Consider the following 19,718-nt stretch of genomic DNA (forward strand, 5'->3'; position numbering starts at 1 on the left):
GATCGTGTGCAACTACTGCGGCTGCCGGGAGTTTCCGCTGGTCGGCCAGCTCTCCGCCGAGCACGAGGCGATCGCGAACGCCGCGGGTCGGCTCCGCGTCGCGGTCCGGGCCGGCGGTGACGACGCCCTGCCGGCGCTGGACGCGCTGGTCGCCCTCCTGCTGCCGCACACCACCACCGAGGAGGACGGTCTCTTCGCGGAGCTGCGGGCCGAGGGCAGCCTGGCCGAGGCCGTGGCGAAGCTCTGCGCCGAGCACGACGACATCCACGGCGTGCTCGGCGGCGTCGACCGGACCGCGCCGGACTGGCCGGCGGTGCTGGCCGCCCTCGACCGGCTGCACCGGCACATCGACAACGAGGAGCACGGGCTCTTCCCGGCCGCGGTGATCACGCTGCCGATCTCGGCCTGGGACCGGATCACCCCGACGGCCGACCGGGCCCGCTAGGACATGCCTGCTGAATCGGGGGGCCGGTCAGTGGGCCACCCAGTCCGGGACCCACACCTCATCGGTGGTCCGCGGTCTTGAGGCTCGCAGGTGGTCTCGCAACGCGGTCAGCACGGGGTGCTGGTCCCCGGTGCGCGTGAGCAGCATGTGCGGGTAGAGCGGGGTCGGTTTGCGCAGCGGGATGCGGCGCAGGTAGTAGCTCTGGGGCCACAGGTAGCGGTCCTCGCTGCCGACCAGGGTTGCCAGCGAGGCCGAGTCCGCCAGGGCGTCCATCAGGGCCTCGTCGCCGAAGTTGGGGCCGAGCGCGTCGATGCTCAGGCCGAAGGCCTGCGACAGCGACCGGTAGAATTGCGCCCACTCGGTGCCCGGCCTGATTCCGGGGATCCAGATGCGGTGTCCGGCCAGGTCGGTGGGCCTGACCCAGGTCGCGCTGGCCAGCGGATGACTGGGCCCGACCAGGAGCTCCAGGGGCGAGTCCAGGAGTCGTTCGGCGCTGATCCCGGCCGGGACCTGGTCCGCCGGCAGGGCGCGGAACGAGGCGTCGATGGTTCCTTCGAGCACGGCCCGGGCGGCCTGGACGGCGTTCTCCTCGGCCAGCACGACCGCGTCCAGGCTGGCCTCCGGACGGGATCGGTAGAAGCGGTAGACGGCCTGGGCCGGAGCGATGCGCCGGTTGAGGACGTCCACGCGCAGCGGGCGTACCCCGGGGCGCACGGCCTGCTCGGCCTGCTCGGCGACGGTCAGGACCTTCTTGGCGTGCGGCAGGAAGACCTGCCCGTCCAGGCTCAGCCGGGAGCCGCGGGAGGTGCGTACCAGCAGCGCGACCCCCAGGTACTTCTCCAGGGCCGCGACCCGCTTGGAGACCGCCTGCTGGCTGATCCCGAGCTCGTCTGCCGCGGCCTGAAACTGGCCGGCCCCGGCCACGGCCACGAACGTGCGCAGCGCTTCGACATCCACACCCCACTCTACGGCCACAACCAGTGGTTGTGTCTGGGCGCATCCGGGGTTGTTTGATCGCGCCTCGCCGAGGTGCTGGGATCAGCGCATGCCCACCACCACAGACCAGGCCATGTATGTCCAGACGCCCGAGTTCGCGCGCTATGCGGAGCGAATCGCACAGGTGACCGACGCGACCTCGCGGCTGAACGTGCTGCCGTTCAGCGATACCGAGGCGCGTGCGGAACTACTGGCGGTTGTGTTCGGTGGTCCGCTGCCGGAGTCGGTGACGATCTACCCGCCGTTCTTCACCGAGCACGGCATGAACACGCGGTTCGGGAAGAACGTCTTCGTCAACCAGGGCTGCACGTTCATGGACCACGGCGGCATCCGCATCGGCGACAACGTCATGATCGCCCCGAAGGTCAGCCTCCTCACCGGAGGGCACCCGCTGCCCCTGGCCGAGCGGCGCGAGTACGTCACCAGCGCCCCGATCGTGATCGAGGACGACGTCTGGATCGGCGCGGCCGCCGTGGTCACCCAGGGCGTGACCATCGGTGCGGGCTCGGTGGTCGCAGCCGGCGCTGTCGTCACCCGTGATGTGCCTGCCCGCATGCTGGTCGCGGGAGTGCCCGCGCGGGTGGTCAAGGCGATCGACTGACCCGTCCGGGCGAGCGCCGGCAGGCAGTTCCTGCCGGCGCGCTCGCCTGGACGGGCGTCCTGTTCCCGATGTCCCGTCACGGCCGCCTCACCGACGAGCAGTGACCGCATCCTTGCTCTGCTGCCCAGCGACATCGGACGTAGGGGCAGGCCCTGGGCCGACCACCGTCGGATCGTGGCAGCGATCGTTAACCGGTACCGCACCGGGATCCCCTGGCGAGACCTGCCCGGCAGGTTCGGGTCCTGGAAGACGGTGTGGGCGCGCCACCGCCGGTGGGCGGGGGACGGGACCTGGGACCGCGTGCTGGCCGTTTTGCTGGCCTCCACGGCGGCGACCGGACACAGCGCCGGATGATCTCGGGACCTTCGGCCTGGTTGCGCGAAGTAACGCGTCGGCACGATGACCGGGACGCCCCGCTCGCGAGTTGCGCTCCGGCGCGGCTGCAGGAAATGCGGGGCGTTACGGCTGTCTAGCGAAGGAATGGGACGTATGTCGCGAGCGACCGATAGTGCGGGGCGGGCGCTGCTCGCGGTGGGGGGCCTGGTGCGCCGGGCCGAGGTCTCCGCCGACGGCCGGACGCTGCACCAGATCGGCGGCCGGGAGGCGGATGCCTTCTACCGGGACCGCTGGTCCTACGACAAGGTGGTCCGCTCCACGCACGGGGTGAACTGCACCGGCTCGTGCTCCTGGAAGGTGTACGTCAAGGACGGCATCATCACCTGGGAGCAGCAGCAGACCGACTACCCGAGCGTCGGACCGGACCGGCCGGAGTACGAGCCGCGCGGCTGCCCCCGCGGGGCTGCCTTCTCCTGGTACACCTACTCACCCACCCGGGTGCGCTACCCGTACGCCCGGGGCGTGCTTTTGGAGATGTACCGGGAGGCCAGAAGTCGCCTCGGTGACCCGGTGGCCGCCTGGGCGGAGATCCAGGCCGACCCGGAGCGCCGCCGCCGGTACCAGAGGGCGCGCGGCAAGGGCGGCCTGGTGCGGATCTCCTGGGACGAGGCGCAGGAGATGATCGCCGCCGCGCACGTGCACGCGATCGCCGAGTACGGCCCGGACCGGGTCGCCGGCTTCTCGCCGATCCCGGCGATGTCGATGGTGTCGCACGCCGTGGGCGCCCGTTTCATGTCGCTGCTCGGCGGCTCGATGCTGTCGTTCTACGACTGGTACGCCGACCTGCCGGTGGCTTCCCCGCAGGTCTTCGGAGACCAGACCGACGTGCCCGAGTCCGGGGACTGGTGGGACGCCTCCTACCTCGTCATGTGGGGCTCCAACGTCCCGGTGACCCGCACCCCCGACGCGCACTGGATGGCCGAGGCCCGCTACCGGGGCCAGAAGGTCGTGGTGGTCAGCCCGGACTTCGCCGACAACGTGAAGTTCGCCGACGAGTGGATGCCCGCCCAGCCGGGCACCGACGGGGCCCTGGCGATGGCGATGGGACACGTCGTCCTCAAGGAGTTCTTCGTCGAACGGCGCACCCCCAGGTTCGTCGACTACGTACGCCGCTTCACCGACCTGCCGTTCCTGGTGACCCTGGAGGCGGGCGCCGACGGGGCGTACCGGCCGGGCAAGTTCCTCACCGCCGAGGACCTGGGCGAAACCGGGAAGGAGGCGGCCTTCAAGACGGTGCTCTGGGACTCCGCCACCGACGCGCCCGCCGTGCCCCGGGGCAGCCTCGGCCACCGCTGGGGCGAGAAGCAGGGTGAGTGGAACCTGGACCTGGGCGACCTGGAGCCGGCGCTGACCTGCCTCGGGACGGGCGACGCGGTGGAGGTGGAGCTGCCCCGGTTCGACACCGACACCCCGCAGGTGCTGCGTCGCGGCGTGCCGACCCGGACGGTTGAGGGTCAACTGGTGACGAGCGTCTTCGACCTGCTGCTGGCCCAGTACGGGGTCGGCCGCGACGGCCTGCCCGGCCAGTGGCCGGCCGGGTACGACGACGGCGAGGTGCCGTACACGCCGGCGTGGCAGGAGCCGATCACCGGGGTGCCGGCGGCGCAGGTGGCCCGGGTGGCGCGGGAGTTCGCCGACAACGCGGAACGCTCCGGCGGCCGGTCGATGATCCTGCTCGGCGCCGGCACCAACCACTGGTTCCACTCCGACGCCACCTACCGGGCGATCCTGGCGCTGGTGACCCTCACCGGGTGCCAGGGCGTCAACGGCGGCGGCTGGGCGCACTACGTCGGGCAGGAGAAGTGCCGCCCGGCGACCGGGTGGACGCAGCTCGCCTCCGGCCTGGACTGGGTGCGCCCGCCCCGGCAGATGATCGGCACCGCCTTCTGGTACGTGCACACCGGCCAGTGGCGCTACGACACGTACTCCGCCGACGTGGTCTCCTCCCCCACCGGCACCGGTGCGTTCGCCGGCAAGCACACCATGGACCTGCTGGCGCAGTCGGCGCGCGCCGGTTGGATGCCGTCGATGCCGACCTTCGACCGCAGCCCGCTCGACCTGGCCGACGAGGCCCTCGCGGCCCGGCCGGACGACCCGGCGGGCTGGGTGGCGGAGCGGCTCGGTCAGGGAGACGTGAAGTTCGCCTGCACCGACCCGGACGCGCCGGAGAACTGGCCGCGGGTGCTGACGGTGTGGCGGGCCAACCTGCTCGGCTCGTCGGCGAAGGGCAACGAGTACTTCCTGCGCCACCTGCTCGGCACCGACGCGAACCTGCGCGCCGAGGAGGCGCCGGAGGAGCTGCGGCCGAAGGACGTGACCTGGCGGGAGGAGGCGCCGGAGGGCAAGCTCGACCTGCTGCTGTCGCTGGACTTCCGGACGACCTCCACGACGCTCTTCTCCGACATCGTGCTGCCGGCCGCCACCTGGTACGAGAAGCACGACCTGAGCAGCACGGACATGCACCCGTTCGTGCACGCCTTCACCCCGGCGATCAACCCGCCGTGGCAGACCCGGACGGACTTCGACGCCTTCCACGGCATCGCGAAGGCGTTCTCGTCGATGGCGGCCACCCGCCTGGGCGTACGCAAAGATCTGGTCGCGGCGCCGCTGCTGCACGACACCCCGGACGCCATGGCGACCCCGCACGGCCGGGTCCGCGACTGGGCGGCCACCGGCGAGACCCCGGTGCCGGGCCGGACCATGTCGAAGCTCATCGTGGTCGAGCGGGACTACGGCGCGATCGCCGACAAGATGGCCGCGCTCGGGCCACTGATGGACACCCTCGGCACCACCGTGAAGGGCTTCTCGGTCGACGTCCGCCCGGAGGTGGAGTACCTGCGCCGCAAGAACGGCGAGGTGCACGGCGGCGTCGCCGACGGGCGGCCGTCGCTGGCCAAGGACGTGCACGCCTGCGAGGCGATCCTGGCGCTGTCCGGCACCACCAACGGCCGGGTGGCCACCGTCGGCTTTCAGGACGTGGAGAAGCGCACCGGGGTACGCCTGGCCGACCTGGCCGCCGAGCACGAGGGAAAGAAGATCACCTTCGCCGACACCCAGGCCCGCCCGGTGCCGGTGATCACCAGCCCGGAGTGGTCGGGCAGCGAGCACGGCGGCCGGCGCTACTCCCCGTTCACCATCAACACCGAGCGGCTCAAGCCCTGGCACACGCTCACCGGCCGGCAGCACTTCTTCCTCGACCACGACTGGATGCACGAGGCCGGCGAGGGGCTGCCGATCTTCCGGCCGCCACTGGACATGCACAAGCTCTTCGGCGAGCCGAGACTCGGCCGCAACGGGGAGCTGGAGATCACCGTCCGGTACCTCACCCCGCACTCGAAGTGGTCCATCCACTCCGAGTACCAGGACAACCTGATCATGCTGACCCTCTCCCGGGGCGGCCCGACGATGTGGATGAGCGAGGCGGACGCGGAGAAGATCGGCGTACGGGACAACGAGTGGATCGAGGCGGTCAACCGTAACGGCGTCGTGGTCTGCCGGGCCGTGGTCAGCCACAAGATGCCCGAGGGCACGGTCTACATGTACCACGCCCAGGAGCGGGTGATCGACGTGCCGAAGTCGGAGACCAACGGCCGCCGTGGCGGCATCCACAACTCGCTGACCCGGCTGCTGGTCAAGCCCACCCACCTGATCGGCGGGTACGCGCAGCTGTCGTTCGCCTTCAACTACCTCGGCCCCACCGGCAACCAACGCGACGAGGTCACCGTGATCCGCCGCCGCTCCCAGGAGGTGCAGTACTGATGCGGGTGATGGCGCAGATGGCGATGGTGATGAACCTCGACAAGTGCATCGGGTGTCACACCTGCTCGGTGACCTGCAAGCAGGCGTGGACCAACCGGTCGGGAGTCGAGTACGTCTGGTTCAACAACGTGGAGACCCGCCCCGGACAGGGCTACCCACGCACGTACGAGGACCAGGAGCGCTGGCAGGGCGGCTGGGTACGGACCCGCTCCGGCAAGCTCAAGCCGCGATCCGGCGGTCGGGTGAAGAAGATGTTCAGCATCTTCGCCAACCCGAAGCTGCCGTCCATGCAGGACTACTACGAGCCGTGGACGTACGACTACGAGCACCTGATCAACGCGCCGGCCGGGGAGGACACCCCGGTGGCCCGCCCGAAGTCGCTGCTCACCGGCGAGGACACGAAGATCACCTGGAGCGCCAACTGGGACGACTCGCTCGCCGGCGGCAACGAGATCGCCGCCGGCGACCCGGTGCTGGCGAAGATATCCGGCCAGGTGAAGCAGGAGTTCGAGAACACCTTCATGTTCTTCCTGCCGCGGATCTGCGAGCACTGCCTCAACCCGTCCTGTGCGGCCTCCTGCCCGTCCGGCGCGATCTACAAGCGGGCCGAGGACGGCATCGTCCTGGTCGACCAGGACCGCTGCCGGGGCTGGCGGATGTGCGTCACCGGCTGCCCGTACAAGAAGATCTACTTCAACCACCGCACCGGCAAGGCCGAGAAGTGCACCTTCTGCTTCCCGCGCATCGAGATCGGCCAGCCGACCATCTGCTCCGAGACCTGCGTGGGGCGGCTGCGTTACCTCGGGCTGATGCTCTACGACGTCGACCGGGTCGCCGAGGCCGCCGCCATCGAGAACGAGCACGACCTGTACGACGCACAGCGCTCGGTCTTCCTCGACCCGCACGACCCGCAGGTGGTCGCCGCCGCCCGGGAGGCGGGCATCGCGGACGACTGGATCGAGGCGGCGCAACGCTCCCCGGTCTGGGACCTGATCATGCGGTACGAGGTGGCGCTGCCGTTGCACCCGGAGTACCGGACCATGCCGATGGTCTGGTACATCCCGCCGCTGTCGCCGGTGGCCGACGTGCTGCGGGACACCGGCCACGACGCGGAGGAGGCCGGCAACCTGTTCGGCGCCATCGACGCGCTGCGCATCCCGGTGGAGTACCTCGCCGAGCTGTTCACCGCCGGCGACCCGGAACCGGTGCGCGGGGTGCTGAACCGGCTCGCCGCCATGCGCGCGTACCAGCGCCGGATCAACCTGGGTGAGGCGCCCGACGAGTCGATCGCCGCCGCGGTCGGCATGACCGGCGCGGAGGTGGACGAGATGTACCGGCTGCTCGCCATCGCCAAGTACGAGCAGCGCTACGTCATCCCCGCCGCGCACGCCGAGGACGCCCACCGGCTGGAGAAGATCGCCACCGAGTGCAGCCTGGACTACGAGGGTGGCCCCGGGATGGGCGGCGGCGGACCGTACGGGCAGGGCCCCTTCGGGGAGTCGTCCGGCACGCCGGTGCCGGTGCAGGTGGAGACCTTCCACATGCTCCGCGACCGGCAGACCGCCGAGGGCTTCACCGACCCGGGCGACGAACCGCGCCGGGTCAACCTGCTCAACTGGGACGGCAAGGGCAGCCCGAAGGGGCTCTTCCCGCCTCGTCACCCCGGATCCGGACACGTCGACGGAGGTAACCCGTGAGCCAGCCGACCTGGCGGGCGGTGGCCGCCCGCGCGGCGTCCCTGCTGCTGCGCTACCCCGACGAGGAGGTGCTCGCGGCGCTGCCCACCGTGCGCGCCGCGCTCGACGGCCTGCCGGCCCAGGTGGCCGCGCCGCTGCGCGAGGTGGTGACCCACCGGGAGGCGACCGAGCCCGTCGAGCTGCGGTCCGCCTACGTGCAGCTGTTCGACTTCCGGCGCCGCTGCTGTCTGCACCTGACCTACTACACCTGCGGTGACACCCGCCGCCGCGGGGAGGCGCTGGTCGGGTTCTCCACGGCGTACAGGCAGGCCGGGCTGACCGTCGTCGATGGCGAGCTGCCCGACTTCCTGCCCGCGGTGCTCGACCTGGCCGCCGTCGACGACGGCGGGTGGCGGTTGCTGCGGGAGAACCGGGTCGGCCTCGACCTGCTGGTCGCGGCGCTGGGGCGGGAGAAGTCGGTCTACCGGCAGGCGGTGGCCGCGGTCTGCGAAATGCTGCCGCCCGCCCAGCCCGGCGACCTCGCCGCGGCGGCCCGCCTGGCCCGCACCGGCCCGCCGGTGGAGCAGGTCGGCCTGGAACCGTTCGGGCTCGTCGACACGACAGGAGGCCGTCGGTGAGCGCGAGGAACGCAGCACGGCGGAGCACGGCAGTCGCGAACGAAGGGTGGCACCGATGAACATGCTGCTGTGGGCGGTGTACCCGTACCTGGCCATGGCGGTCCTGGTCGGGGGTCTGATCTGGCGCCACCGGTACGACAAGTTCGGCTGGACCACCCGCTCGTCCCAGCTCTACGAGAGCGCCATCCTGCGGTGGGGCAGCCCGCTGTTCCACTTCGGGGTGCTGATGGTGCTGGTCGGTCACATCGGCGGTCTGCTGGTGCCGAAGGCGTGGACCGAGGCGGTGGGCATCACGGAGCACATGTACCACCTGATGGCCGTGTTCATCGGCACCGTGGCGGGCCTGTGCACCCTGATCGGGCTGAGCATCCTGATCGTCCGGCGCCGGCGGACCGGGCCGGTCTTCGCCGCCACCACCCGCAACGACAAGGCCATGTACGTGGTACTCGCCGGGGTGATCGTGCTGGGGCTGCTGGCCACCGTACGGGCCAACGCGGCCGGGGGCGGCTACGACTACCGGGAGACGGTCTCCCCGTGGTTCCGGTCGCTGTTCTACCTCAGCCCCGACCCGGAGATCATGGCCGGCGTCCCGGTGGGCTTCCAGATCCACATCCTGGCGGCCTTCGCCCTCTTCGCGTTCTGGCCGTTCACCCGGCTCGTCCACGCCTTCAGCGCACCGGTCGGCTACGCCACCCGCCCGTACGTGGTGTACCGGAGCCGGGACGACCGGCCCGGGCTGCGGCCGACCCGGCCCGGCTGGGAGGGCCCGCCGAAGCCGCCCGTCCCCCGCGGCGGCCGGCCCCGCTCGCGCCGGTGAACACCGTACGGGTCCGGTACCTCGGCGGCACCCGGGCCGCCGCCGGAGGGCCATCCGGCCACCCCCTGGCCGAGCTGCTCGAACGACACTGACCAAGGAGAGGAACCGATGACCCCGGATCTCCGGCTGGACGAGTGGCTCGCCCGGGCCGCGGCGACGCTCGACCTCGACGCGCCGTCGACCGAAGACACCCGCGCCGTGCTGGACATCGTTCGAGAGGTGGCACACGGGGTGCAGCGGCCGGCGGCGCCGCTGGCCGCGTACCTCATCGGGGTGGCCGTCGGCCGCGGCGCCGACCCCACCGCCGCCCGCCTCGCGGTCGCCGCGCTGGTTCCGCGGGACGCACCGGCCGGGGAGGCGCCGTGACGATCGCACCTGACCGCCCTCGCCACGACCGTCCCGCGCGACCGGCCGCGCAGTGGACGGCGGCCCGGATGCTGGCGCACACGCTGCCGGCTGCCCTGCCGCCGGAGTCGGTGCCGCTCGCGGCGGCGACCGGACGTACCCTGGCGGCTCCGTTACGGGCGGCGGTTCCGCTGCCCGGCTTCGACAACTCCGCCATGGACGGGTACGCGGTTCGCGGTGACGGTCCGTGGCGGGTCGTCGACCGTGTTCTCGCCGGGCGTACCCACGCCGTGGCATCCCTGGTCGCGCACACCGCTGTCGAGGTCGCCACCGGCGCTCCGGTGCCGGACGGCGCGGACCGCGTCGTGCCCTACGAGGCCGCCGACCGGACCGGTGACGTGGTGCGCGCGACCCCGGGCGACCGTCGGCACATCCGCCACGCCGGTGAGTACGCCCGGCCGGGACAGGAACTCGCGCCGGCCGGCTCGCGTGTCACTCCGACGACGGTGGGGCTGGCCGCCAGCGTGGGACTCGACGTGCTCACTGTCCACGCCCGGCCCCGGGTGCGGCTGGTGGTCAGCGGCGACGAGCTGGTTCACACCGGTCTGCCCCGGTGGGGCCGGGTCCGGGACGCCATCGGACCGATGCTCGGCCCGCTCGTGCCGGCCTGGGGAGCGGTTCTGCTGGACTCCCGGATGGTCGGCGATCACCCCGACTGGTTCGCCGAGGCGATCGCGGACAGCACGGCCGACGCCGACGTGACGATCGTCTGTGGGGCGTCGTCGGTGGGCCCCGCGGACGGACTGCACTCCTCCTTGCGACGCCTCCGCGCCGTGGTACACGTCGACGGCGTGGCGTGCCGCCCGGGACACCCTCAGGTCCTGGCGCAGGTCGGGCCGAGATGGATCGTCGGGCTGCCGGGCAACCCCTACGCCGCGCTGGTCGCCGCGCTCACCCTGGTCGACCCCGTGCTCGCGGCTCTCGCCGGTCGGTCGCTGGCCGAGCTCGACGCGGCGGTGCTGGCCGGTCCACTGCGTCCGGACGACCGGAACACCCGCATCGTGCCCGTACAACGCCGGGACGGACAACTGCGGCTCGTCGAGGGCGCCCATCCCGGCTACCTGGGCGCCGCCGCGACCGCCGACGCCTTCGCCGTCGTGCCCCCCGGGTGGCAGCCCGGCGACGGCGTGGGCCTGCTCACCCTGCCATGACCCCCGCCCGGGCCGGCAGAACCTGGCCGGCCGACATCGCGCCGATGCGGGACTTCCGGCCCTCCCCGGGCCAGATCGGCGGGTCGAGGCTCGTACCGGTAGAGCCGAATCCGCAACGCCCTCAGGCCGACCCGCCTCGGCACCACGATCCGACGGAGAGCAGCGATGACCATCGCCCGTGACAGCCAGGCCGTGGACACCACCCCCGCACCGGGCGACGCCTCCGGCAGCGCCCGGAGCACGTCGACGCCCGACAGATCCGGGGCCACCTTCCAGCTCGCCCTGGCGACTCTCGGCTTCCTGGTCAACTTCTGGGCGTGGGCGCTGCTGGGTCCGCTCGGCCCGGGTATCAAGGAACGCCTCGACCTCAGCTTCGCCGCGCAGTCCCTGCTGGTGGCCGTACCGGTGGTGGTCGGGTCGCTGGGCCGCATCCCCGTCGGCGCCCTCACCGACCGGTACGGAGCACGGGTGGTGTTCCCACTGGTCACGCTAGCGACGATCGTGCCCGTGCTGACCCTGAGCGTGGTCTCCTCCTACGCCGCGCTGATCGTGACCGGGTTCTTCCTCGGCGTCGGCGGCACTGCCTTCGCCGTCGGCGTGCCCCTGGTCTCCGGCTGGTACCCGCCCAAGCGGCGCGGCTTCGCCATCGGCGTGTTCGGCATCGGCATGGGCGGCACCGCGATCGCGAACTTCACCACCGTCCGGCTCGCCGGCGCCTACGGGGAACGGATGCCGTTCCTGCTCGTCGCCGCGATCCTGGCCGGGTACGCGGCCCTGTCGTTCCTGCTGCTGCGCGAGGCCCCTGACCGGGCCCGGCCCGCGGGGTCGGCCTGGCAGCGACTCTCCACGGTCGGCCGGCTGACCGTCACCTGGCAACTGTGCTTCCTGTACGCCGTCGGGTTCGGCGGATTCGTGGCCTTCAGCGTGTACCTTCCCGCCTACCTGCGCACCGCTTACGGCCTCAGCGCCGGGGACGGCGCGTTGCGCACCGCCGGGTTCGTGGTCCTCGCCGTCCTCGCCCGCCCGGTGGGCGGCTGGCTCTCCGACCGGCTGCACCCGGTGCCGGTGCTGGTGTGGTGCTTCGGCGGGGTGGCCGCCTTCGCGGTGGTGCAGGCCTTCAAGCCCGCCCTGATGCCCGTCGCGACCGTCGCACTGCTCGGGATGGCAGTGCTGCTGGGCGCGGCCAGCGGCGCGGTGTTCGCCCTCGTCGGCAAGGTCGCCCCCGCCGACCAGGTAGGTGCGGTCACCGGCCTGGTCGGTGCCGCCGGCGGCCTCGGCGGCTTCGTCCCACCGCTGGTGATGGGCTGGGTGTACGGGTCGCAGGGCTCCTACGCCATCGGCCTGATGCTGCTCTCCGATGTCGCGCTGGCCGCCGCGGTTTTCACCGCGGTGAAGATGGGCGGCCTCGCCAGGCGCGCCGCCTGACCGGGACGGCGTGGTGGGTGTCGGAACCGAGGGGCAGCACCGGCAGCGTTCCGGGATGCCGTCCGGCGGGCATGGTGAACCGCCGGACGTCGGCGTCGGACGGGTGACGGACCAAACTGATGGTGACCCGGGTTTCGGTTCCGCCGGACTATCGATGGTGTTGGTGGAACGATAGAAGACGTGGGAACTGCGAAAACTGGTACACCTGCCATCTCGCCGCTTGCCGGCGAGCCGATGAAGCGTGCCGATGCCCAGCGGCTCGCGGGAGTGCTGAAGGCATTCGCCGACCCCGCCCGGCTGCGACTGCTCAGTCTGATCCAGTCCGCTCCGGAGGGCGAGGCGTCCGTGAGTGACCTCACCGCGCCGCTGGGCCTCTCCCAGCCGACCGTGAGTCACCACCTTCGGATCCTCACCGAGGCTGGCCTGCTCGAGCGCGAGAAGCGCGGCGTCTGGGCGTACTACCGTCTGGTGCCGTCCGCGATCGCGGCGGTAGCCGACCTGTTGACGCCGCCCCGCAAGCGGGCGACGAAGAAGGCCCGCTGAGCGGGGGATCACACGTGCGTGGACGAGACCCGACCGGTGCCGGCCGCCGGCGGCGTCCCTGTCTGCCGTTACCAGCAGCCGCACGCCGGTGTCGGCCAGGCCGCGCAGCAGCGTCCACGCCGCCGACGATGGCCGGCCGTAGATACAACACCAGGAGCAGGCAGGGCCGGTCGAACTGCTCGGCAGCGGCTTCCGCTATCGCTGGCTTCTCGCAGACCCGGGACCACGTCCGCATCCCGGCAGTGCGTCCAGCGCATGATCACGGTGGGACTGACGGACTCCCAGTGCGACGCGAGTGGTTGGCCCCTGCCCGAGAAGTCTCCACCGTCCGCACGGCGCGGTGATACAGAACAGCGTTCATCATGCCCGCACGATCACCGTGGCAGCCGGGACACCTGTCGCTGTGCATCCGGTGCAGCCAAGTCCTGGACATCTCGGGCCGAGGAGCCGTTTTCGGATTGCCTGATCCTGATGACGACGATCGTCGCCACAGCCCAGAAGGAGCCGAGAAGCAGGGAGGTGATCACTTCGCTGAGCCGGCCCCATCCGACGTAGAGGCGCGATCCGGTGAGGACCAGGAGCACCGTCCCGGCGCTGATCCACACTGCGAAGGAGCGAACCCGACCGGTGCCACGCGGCCACGACCACGCCAGCAGAGCGAAGGCGGCGGTGACCACGGCATCGAAGCTGAAGAACACCGTCGGACCGGTGCGGTCCTCCGTCAGGGTCAGGACTCTGTCGAGCAGGAACAGGGGGATGACGGGGCCGAGCGCGGCGAGGGCATCAAGCAGCGTCGGACGCCGGTCGAGTCTGCGCAGGGTGACGACAAGCGCCGCGAAGAACGCCCCCACCAGGAGCAACCAGGTCACCGTCATGGAACCCACGGCGATCGCCGATCCCGCTTTCCGTACTTCCTGCCGGTCGGCGAACCAGGCAGCGACCGGGCCGTCCAGCGAGTCCAGGCCGCTGAGTCGTACGGCGAATACGGCGACTTCCGTCATCGCCCAGCCGGCGGCCAGCACGACAGCCAACCCGATACCAAGGGTGAGAGCGGTGATACGACGCGGCCCCCACCCGTCACCCACCCTGCCGTAACGGTCAGACAGGCGGCGTGCCACGTCCGAACTCGCCAGCAGCTGCCATGCCTGGCGGACGGGGTCGGGGTTGCGCGCCAGCCACCGCCCGGCCAGCACGACGCACAGTCCGACCGCTGCCAGGAGGGCCAGAGCCCCAGTCGCGTGACCGAAGGAGTCGCTGAGCTGTTGGTAGGAACTGCCGGCGGCATAGCCGGCCAGAATCTCCAGACTCGCCCACCCGACCACGCCGGGAAGGTTCCATCTGGCGAATGACCGGTACGGCATTCCTGCGGCTCCGCACAGATGCGGCACGAGTGTCCGGACAACGGTCACGAACCGACCGGCCAACGCCGCCCGCCCACCGTGCTTCTTGATCATCCCGTCGGCTCGATCCCAGAAGCCGGCGCTGATCCGCCTGCCCAGCACGGTGGCGCGCAGCCGTACGCCCTGTCGCCGTCCCGTCCAGTAGCCGAGATGATCGCCCAGCAAGCCGGCCAGCACCGACACCAGGAGCGCCACCCAGAGGTCCAGGCTGCCTGTCCGACTGAGAAACCCCACCAGCAGCAGGGTGGACAACGTCGGCACCACGACGCCCGCCAGCAGCGCTGTCTCAGCGCAGACCAGCACCGCCACGATGGCATACACCAGCAGTGGTGGCACCGCGGTGAGCACGTCCGTCAGCCAACCCATCGTGGTGCCGGCCCTCTACTGTTGGACTGCCGTGGCATCCAGGCCCTCTGCGTGGCCCCTGTCCGGCCGGTGCAGACGCCAGACCCGGGCCGGGGGCAGATTCGCCCACACCTTGTGCTGACCGGCACCATAAAGGTGCTGATAGGCGTTCATGACCTCATCGACCGCAGCAAGCCGACGCCTCTCCGTGCGCGAACCGACAAGGGCACGCGCGGTTCGGGTTCCGAAATACGCGAAATAGGTCAGAGTGCCGCCGCGATGCAGGAGCGCCATGAGCCGGGACATGATGGCCTCGACGTCACCAGGCGCGAAATTGGTCAACGGGAGACCGGAGATGATGACGTCGTAGCGCTGGCCGGCATCGAATTCCTCAACAACGGTGTCGTGGATTTCCACGGTGAGCACCCGGTCGGCCAGGAGGCAACTCTCGCGCTTGATCCGATGCAGCGAACCGGTGAAACGTGGATTGGCCTCCACGACGTCGAGGCGGCTTCCGCGGGGGAGCTCAGGCAGCAGGTGACGCGTCACCGCGCCGGTGCCGGCGCCCACTTCGAGGACCGCCATCGGCCGGGCAGCATGGCGGCGCACCGGCCGCACCAAGGCCCTGGCCAGGACTTTGGTGCTGGGCGCAACCGCGCCGACGGATCGCAGGTCGCGGGCCGCCTCGCGCAAAAAGGTCAGGTCGTCTGCCCGGCGGCCGGTGCGGCGGTCGAGCGGAGAGGTGTAGCCGATCATGTCGGTGACGCTATGCGCCGGCGGCGCGCAGCAGATCCGCCGATGTACGACGCGTATCCCCTACCTTGGTAGGGGGTACGCGTGGTCGACGGCCGGATCGGTGGCGCTGTGTTCACCTCTAGGATCGGCAGGGTGGGAAGTACCGATGGGCTGCGGCAGACGTGGTACGGGCGTGCCGTGCTGGTGGTTTTGCTAGCGGTATTCGGGTTGCACAACGCGGCGACCATCACCGAAGGCCCAGAATTGGTGCTTCTCTGTGTCGCCATCCCTTTGTGTGCCGGTGTGCTACTGGCCCGGCGGATTCCCTGGTTCGTCGCGCCCGTCGTAGTTTCCGTTGCCGCAGCGGCTTGGGGTGGCCTGCTTTTTCTGCTGCTGTGTGTCGCTCTTTTCGACCTGGCGGTCGATCGACACGTCCGGGTGGCTCTGGGCTGCGTCGCCGCTGTCGCAGGTGTTCGGGCGCTCGTCGATCTCGCGACCGCTACGTGGCAGATCGACCAGTACAGTTCCTTGGCGCTGCTGTCACTGCTGTCCATCGTCAGCGGCCTGTGGCGTGGTAGCCGGCGTCGGATGGTCCAACTCCTGGCCGACCAGGTCAAGCACCTGCAGATCGAAGGCACGTTGCGCGAAGAGGCCGCACGCAGCAAAGAGCGATCCCGCATCGCCGCGGAAATGCATGACATCCTGGCGCACCGCTTGAGCCTCATCGCGCTACACACCGGGGTACTCGTCGCGAGCGGCGATGCGTTATCCCCGCGGGTCACCGACCGCCTGCGCCTGCTGCGAGCCGCATCCACCGAGGCTCTGACCGACCTACGCGATGTGCTCGGCGCTCTGCACCAACCCAAGATGTCTTCCCACCTGACGCCAGTCCCCGGGCAGGTGCAACAGGTGGTCGACGAAGCGCGCGCCGCCGGGCAAGACGTCGAGGTCACCGTCGACGGCAGCCCCGACCTGGTACCGACGACGCACCGGCTCGCGGTCTACCGTGTGGTCCAGGAAGCGCTGACCAATGCCCGCAAGCATGCCGCCGGGGCCGCAGTGACCGTGCACATCGACTACCGGACACCGGCAACGCGGGTCGAGGTCACCAACGCGGCCGCGACATCCGCGGCCGGGGCCGTCGCGTCGGGCTACGGACTCATCGGGTTACGCGAGCGCATCACCGGCCTCGGCGGTGATCTGCGCAGCGGTCCCGGCGGCGCGGGCTCCTGGCGGCTGACCGCACACCTCCCCCACCCCACCGGCACCACACAGAACAGGCCCACCCCGTGATCCGAGCCATGATCGTCGACGACGACGCCCTCGTCCGGCTGGGCCTGTCCGACCTGCTCAACAGCGACCCCGGCATCGACGTCGTAGCCCAGGCCGCCGACGGCATCGAAGCTATCGAACAGGCCACCCGCCAGCGCGTTGACGTCGCCCTCGTCGACGTCCGCATGCCCCGCATGAACGGCATCATCACCGTGTCGAAGCTACGGGCCCTCCCCAAAGCACCACGGATCATCACACTGACCACCTTCGACCTCGACGACTACGTCTACAACGCGCTCGCGGCCGGTGCCGACGGGTTCCTGCTCAAGGACACCGACCCCGCCGAGATCCTGCGCGCCGTCCACGTGGTCGCGGCCGGCTCGGCCATGCTGCATCCCGCCGCAGCCCGGCGCCTGCTCGACCGCTACCACGCCACCACCAAGCCGCAAACAGCCGCCGCGCAGCACCGGATCAACAGGCTCACCCATCGCGAACGGGACGTCCTCGCCCTACTCGCGCAAGGCGACACCAACGCCGATATCGCCGTCCGGCTCGCCATGCGCGAAAGCACCGTAAAAGCCCATGTCAGCCGCATCCTAGCCGCATTGGAAGTCACCAACCGCGTGCAGGCCGCGCTGCTGGCCCGCGACGCCGGGATCACTCCCTGACCGAGGCGTGTCCCGCCCCGGAGGCCGGTGTCGTCGCCTCGGTCGGGTCCAGAGGCGGCTCCTACGACAACCCGATGGCCGAAGCGTTCAACTGGGTTTGGCCGGCGACGGGGCCATGAGCGACGCGTCGATCGCCTGCAACAGGGCCATCGCGGACCCGGTGAGGCGCCTGCCAGACGGCCAGACCGCCCGAAACGTCCGACTCAGCGGCAGGTCGTCCACCGGCACGGTCACCAGTTGGCCGGAGGTCAACTCCGTCTCGACGGCGTACCTGCTGAGCACTGCGGGCGCGGTGCCGGTCATGGCGGCTCCCTTGACGGCGGCGTTGGAGCCGAGAGCGAGGTGGGGCGGCAGCGGGTCCAGGTCGCGCAGGGCCAACTCCAGTGTTTCGCGGGTGCCGGAACCTGCCTCCCGGACCACCAGCCGGGTGTGCGCAAGCTCAGTTGGCCGCAGTGGGCGGTTGAGCCGAGCCCACAGATGCTGCGGCGCCACCACGACGACAAGGTGGTCATGCCCGACGATGCGGTGGTCGAGCCCGTCCGGCACCGTCGGGCCTTCGACGAACCCGATGTCGACGCTCTCATCGGATACCAGCATCCGGGCGACCTCGGCGGAGTTGACGACGGTCAGGCCGACCCGCACGTCGGGCTCCCGCTGACCGAGGCTGTGCAGCCAACGGGGAAGCAACGCCTCGGCGACAGTCATGCTGGCAGCGATGCGAAGCTGGGCCGCCCGCGCCTGTCGCATCGCGGTGAGGCTGCTCTGGAACTCGTCGGCGGCGGCCAGCAGCCGTAGTGACCAGGTCACCACGACCTTGCCGTCGTCGGTCAGCACCGACCCACGCGGCGTCCGGGTGAGCAACGGAAGCCGGGCCTGGCGCTCCAGTGCGGCGAGCCGCTTGGTGGCCGATGGTTGGGCCATCCCGATCGCGCGGGCGGCCTGGCCGACGCTGCCCAACTCTGCCACCCAGGCCAGGAGGCGGAGCGACAGCAGATCAGGAAGTTGGCTCATAGCCACAGGCTATGACGTGCACTGCACCTGAGGACTACTGGTCACGATGCGCTGGCTTCAGGCTGTCTTCATGGCGATCAAGAATCCGACCAGAGCGGGCGACGACCGTACCCGGGCTCGGCGAGGCTCTGACCGGCTCGCCGCCGTGCTGCCGGGCCTGCTCGTCGCCGGCGCGGCCGCCGCCATCGGGTACGCCGTGAACCACCGGATCGGAGCGGCCAGCCCGCTGGTGGTGGCGATCGCGCTCGGCATGCTGCTGAGTGCGCTGGGCGGATACCGTCCGCGGCTCCGGGACGGCCTGCGGCTCGCCTCATCGGCGCTCCTACGTACCGGAATTGTGCTGCTCGGCCTGCAACTGGTCGTCTCCGACATCCACCGGCTCGGGGTCGGGCCAATCGTCGTGGTGCTCGTGAGTGTCGCCACCGCGTTCGTCGTCACCCGCTGGGTCGGGCGGCGGCTCGGCCTGACCCCGGCCCGCTCACTGCTCGTCGCGACGGGGGTGGCCATCTGCGGGGCGTCGGCGGTGGCCGCGATGAACCAGGTTGCCGACGGAGAGGATGACGACGCCGTCACAGCGGTCGCCGTGGTTACCGTGCTCGGCACACTGTCGCTGGCGCTCCTGCCCGTGTTGGGTCTACTGCTCGGGCTCGACGAGGCCACGTTCGGCATGTGGATCGGGGCGAGCGTGCACGAGGTCGGTCAGGTGGTGGCCATAGGAGGAGCGGTTGGCGCGGCCGCGTTGTCCACCGCGGTGGTGGTGAAGCTGTTCCGGGTGGCGCTCCTCGCGCCGCTCGTCGCAGCGGTCGCGATCGGTCGCCGTTCGGCGGCGCAGGAGGACGACGGCGCTGAGCTTCCACCAGTCCTTCCGTGGTTCGTGGCCGGATTTCTCGCGATGGTGGCGCTGCGTACCACCGGTTGGCTGCCCGGCGGAGTGCTCACTGCCGCATCCACGGCGAGCACACTTCTGCTGGCCACAGCCATGTTCGCGCTCGGCGCCGCGGTCAACCTGCGGGCCGTCGCCCGCAGTGGCCGCTCTGCGGTGAGTGCCGGTGCCATCGGTACTGCCGTCCTGGCGGCCACATCATTGGCCGGCCTGGCCCTGGTGGGCTGACCCGTCGTGGGGCAGCGGCTGTCGGACGCGCAGCGCGAGGGGCGGCGGATCCTGGTGGAATCCTCGTCCTCCGGCGAACGCCCCGCGTCGGCGTAAGGCCACCGGTGAGCTGGGAGTTCCCGGACTGCGTTGACGATCTGGCGATCATCTCGAAACTATCGCTTGAGAATCTCGCAACTTTCTGGAAACCTATAGCCGTCGATGAGTGTGAACGCTAACACAAACTGATCGGCCCAGGACCCACCACGGAACAACCAGGTCAGTCGCGGTACCGCCTCGACTCCCGGCCAACAGCCCGGGCGAGGCGGTCCATGTCCGTAACGG

Annotated in this window: 18 protein-coding genes; 14 read left to right on the top strand and 4 right to left on the bottom strand. The window is 70.8% G+C overall.

Translation table 11 applies throughout. From position 1 onward, the window contains the following. The first annotated feature begins 4 nt into the window (after window positions 1-4). Complete coding sequence (locus ACH4T9_RS24755; protein WP_396673727.1) at window positions 5-445, top strand: hemerythrin domain-containing protein; 441 nt, start codon at window positions 5-7, stop codon at window positions 443-445. Window positions 446-472: 27 nt separating this feature from the next. On the opposite strand, the gene ACH4T9_RS24760 is transcribed toward ACH4T9_RS24755, so the two are convergent. Beyond that, a complete protein-coding gene (locus ACH4T9_RS24760) occupies window positions 473-1,402 on the bottom strand; it encodes a LysR family transcriptional regulator (RefSeq protein WP_396673728.1) in 930 nt (309 codons plus the stop codon). Between the two features lie 88 nt (window positions 1,403-1,490). Here ACH4T9_RS24760 and ACH4T9_RS24765 point away from each other — a divergent pair, with 88 nt between their 5' ends. The 10 genes from ACH4T9_RS24765 to ACH4T9_RS24810 all read left to right on the top strand — a co-directional run bounded on the left by ACH4T9_RS24765 (window position 1,491) and on the right by ACH4T9_RS24810 (window position 12,852). After that, the gene (locus ACH4T9_RS24765) at window positions 1,491-2,042 is read left to right on the top strand and encodes a sugar O-acetyltransferase (RefSeq protein WP_396673729.1); all 552 of its coding nucleotides are present in this window, start codon (window positions 1,491-1,493) and stop codon (window positions 2,040-2,042) included. Window positions 2,043-2,159: 117 nt separating this feature from the next. Next, window positions 2,160-2,396, top strand: coding sequence for a transposase (locus ACH4T9_RS24770; RefSeq protein ID WP_396673790.1), 237 nt, complete (start codon window positions 2,160-2,162; stop codon window positions 2,394-2,396). 135 nt (window positions 2,397-2,531) lie between these two features. After that, window positions 2,532-6,197 (top strand): nitrate reductase subunit alpha, encoded by a 3,666-nt coding sequence (locus tag ACH4T9_RS24775; RefSeq protein ID WP_396673730.1) that lies wholly within the window; start codon window positions 2,532-2,534, stop codon window positions 6,195-6,197. After that, window positions 6,197-7,894: a nitrate reductase subunit beta gene (narH, locus tag ACH4T9_RS24780; protein ID WP_396673731.1), complete on the top strand. Its 1,698-nt coding sequence runs from the start codon at window positions 6,197-6,199 to the stop codon at window positions 7,892-7,894. The genes ACH4T9_RS24775 and narH overlap by 1 nt, the downstream gene beginning before the upstream one ends. Next, window positions 7,891-8,511, top strand: a complete 621-nt coding sequence (gene narJ / locus ACH4T9_RS24785; protein ID WP_396673732.1) for a nitrate reductase molybdenum cofactor assembly chaperone — start codon at window positions 7,891-7,893, stop codon at window positions 8,509-8,511. Before narH ends, narJ begins: the two co-directional genes overlap by 4 nt. A 55-nt stretch (window positions 8,512-8,566) precedes the next feature. Beyond that, window positions 8,567-9,328 carry a respiratory nitrate reductase subunit gamma gene (gene narI / locus ACH4T9_RS24790; protein WP_396673733.1) on the top strand — a complete coding sequence of 254 codons (762 nt, stop codon included), beginning with the start codon at window positions 8,567-8,569 and terminating at the stop codon, window positions 9,326-9,328. Window positions 9,329-9,436: 108 nt separating this feature from the next. Then, window positions 9,437-9,694: a DUF6457 domain-containing protein gene (locus tag ACH4T9_RS24795; protein ID WP_396673734.1), complete on the top strand. Its 258-nt coding sequence runs from the start codon at window positions 9,437-9,439 to the stop codon at window positions 9,692-9,694. After that, a complete protein-coding gene (locus ACH4T9_RS24800; protein ID WP_396673735.1) occupies window positions 9,691-10,884 on the top strand; it encodes a molybdopterin molybdotransferase MoeA in 1,194 nt (397 codons plus the stop codon). Before ACH4T9_RS24795 ends, ACH4T9_RS24800 begins: the two co-directional genes overlap by 4 nt. 165 nt (window positions 10,885-11,049) lie before the next feature. Beyond that, window positions 11,050-12,309: a nitrate/nitrite transporter gene (locus ACH4T9_RS24805; RefSeq protein ID WP_396673736.1), complete on the top strand. Its 1,260-nt coding sequence runs from the start codon at window positions 11,050-11,052 to the stop codon at window positions 12,307-12,309. 180 nt (window positions 12,310-12,489) lie between these two features. Further along, window positions 12,490-12,852 carry an ArsR/SmtB family transcription factor gene (locus ACH4T9_RS24810; protein ID WP_396673737.1) on the top strand — a complete coding sequence of 121 codons (363 nt, stop codon included), beginning with the start codon at window positions 12,490-12,492 and terminating at the stop codon, window positions 12,850-12,852. A gap of 374 nt (window positions 12,853-13,226) precedes the next feature. Here ACH4T9_RS24810 and ACH4T9_RS24815 read toward each other — a convergent pair whose 3' ends face one another. Then, window positions 13,227-14,600 carry a DedA family protein gene (locus ACH4T9_RS24815; protein WP_396673738.1) on the bottom strand — a complete coding sequence of 458 codons (1,374 nt, stop codon included), beginning with the start codon at window positions 14,598-14,600 and terminating at the stop codon, window positions 13,227-13,229. Between the two features lie 33 nt (window positions 14,601-14,633). After that, window positions 14,634-15,353 carry a class I SAM-dependent methyltransferase gene (locus tag ACH4T9_RS24820; RefSeq protein ID WP_396673739.1) on the bottom strand — a complete coding sequence of 240 codons (720 nt, stop codon included), beginning with the start codon at window positions 15,351-15,353 and terminating at the stop codon, window positions 14,634-14,636. Window positions 15,354-15,485: 132 nt separating this feature from the next. On the opposite strand from ACH4T9_RS24820, the gene ACH4T9_RS24825 reads away from it, so the two are divergent. After that, window positions 15,486-16,625 (top strand): sensor histidine kinase, encoded by a 1,140-nt coding sequence (locus ACH4T9_RS24825; protein WP_396673740.1) that lies wholly within the window; start codon window positions 15,486-15,488, stop codon window positions 16,623-16,625. A gap of 8 nt (window positions 16,626-16,633) precedes the next feature. Then, window positions 16,634-17,272 carry a response regulator gene (locus ACH4T9_RS24830; protein WP_396673741.1) on the top strand — a complete coding sequence of 213 codons (639 nt, stop codon included), beginning with the start codon at window positions 16,634-16,636 and terminating at the stop codon, window positions 17,270-17,272. An 87-nt stretch (window positions 17,273-17,359) separates the two neighbouring features. Here the strand turns inward: ACH4T9_RS24830 and ACH4T9_RS24835 are convergent, their stop codons facing one another. Next, window positions 17,360-18,283: a LysR family transcriptional regulator gene (locus ACH4T9_RS24835; RefSeq protein ID WP_396673742.1), complete on the bottom strand. Its 924-nt coding sequence runs from the start codon at window positions 18,281-18,283 to the stop codon at window positions 17,360-17,362. 145 nt (window positions 18,284-18,428) lie between these two features. On the opposite strand from ACH4T9_RS24835, the gene ACH4T9_RS24840 reads away from it, so the two are divergent. After that, complete coding sequence (locus tag ACH4T9_RS24840) at window positions 18,429-19,394, top strand: YeiH family protein (protein WP_396673743.1); 966 nt, start codon at window positions 18,429-18,431, stop codon at window positions 19,392-19,394. Window positions 19,395-19,718: the final 324 nt, after the last annotated feature.

The sequence above is a fragment of the Micromonospora sp. NPDC020750 genome, assembly GCF_044334565.1.
GTDB lineage: Bacteria > Actinomycetota > Actinomycetes > Mycobacteriales > Micromonosporaceae > Micromonospora.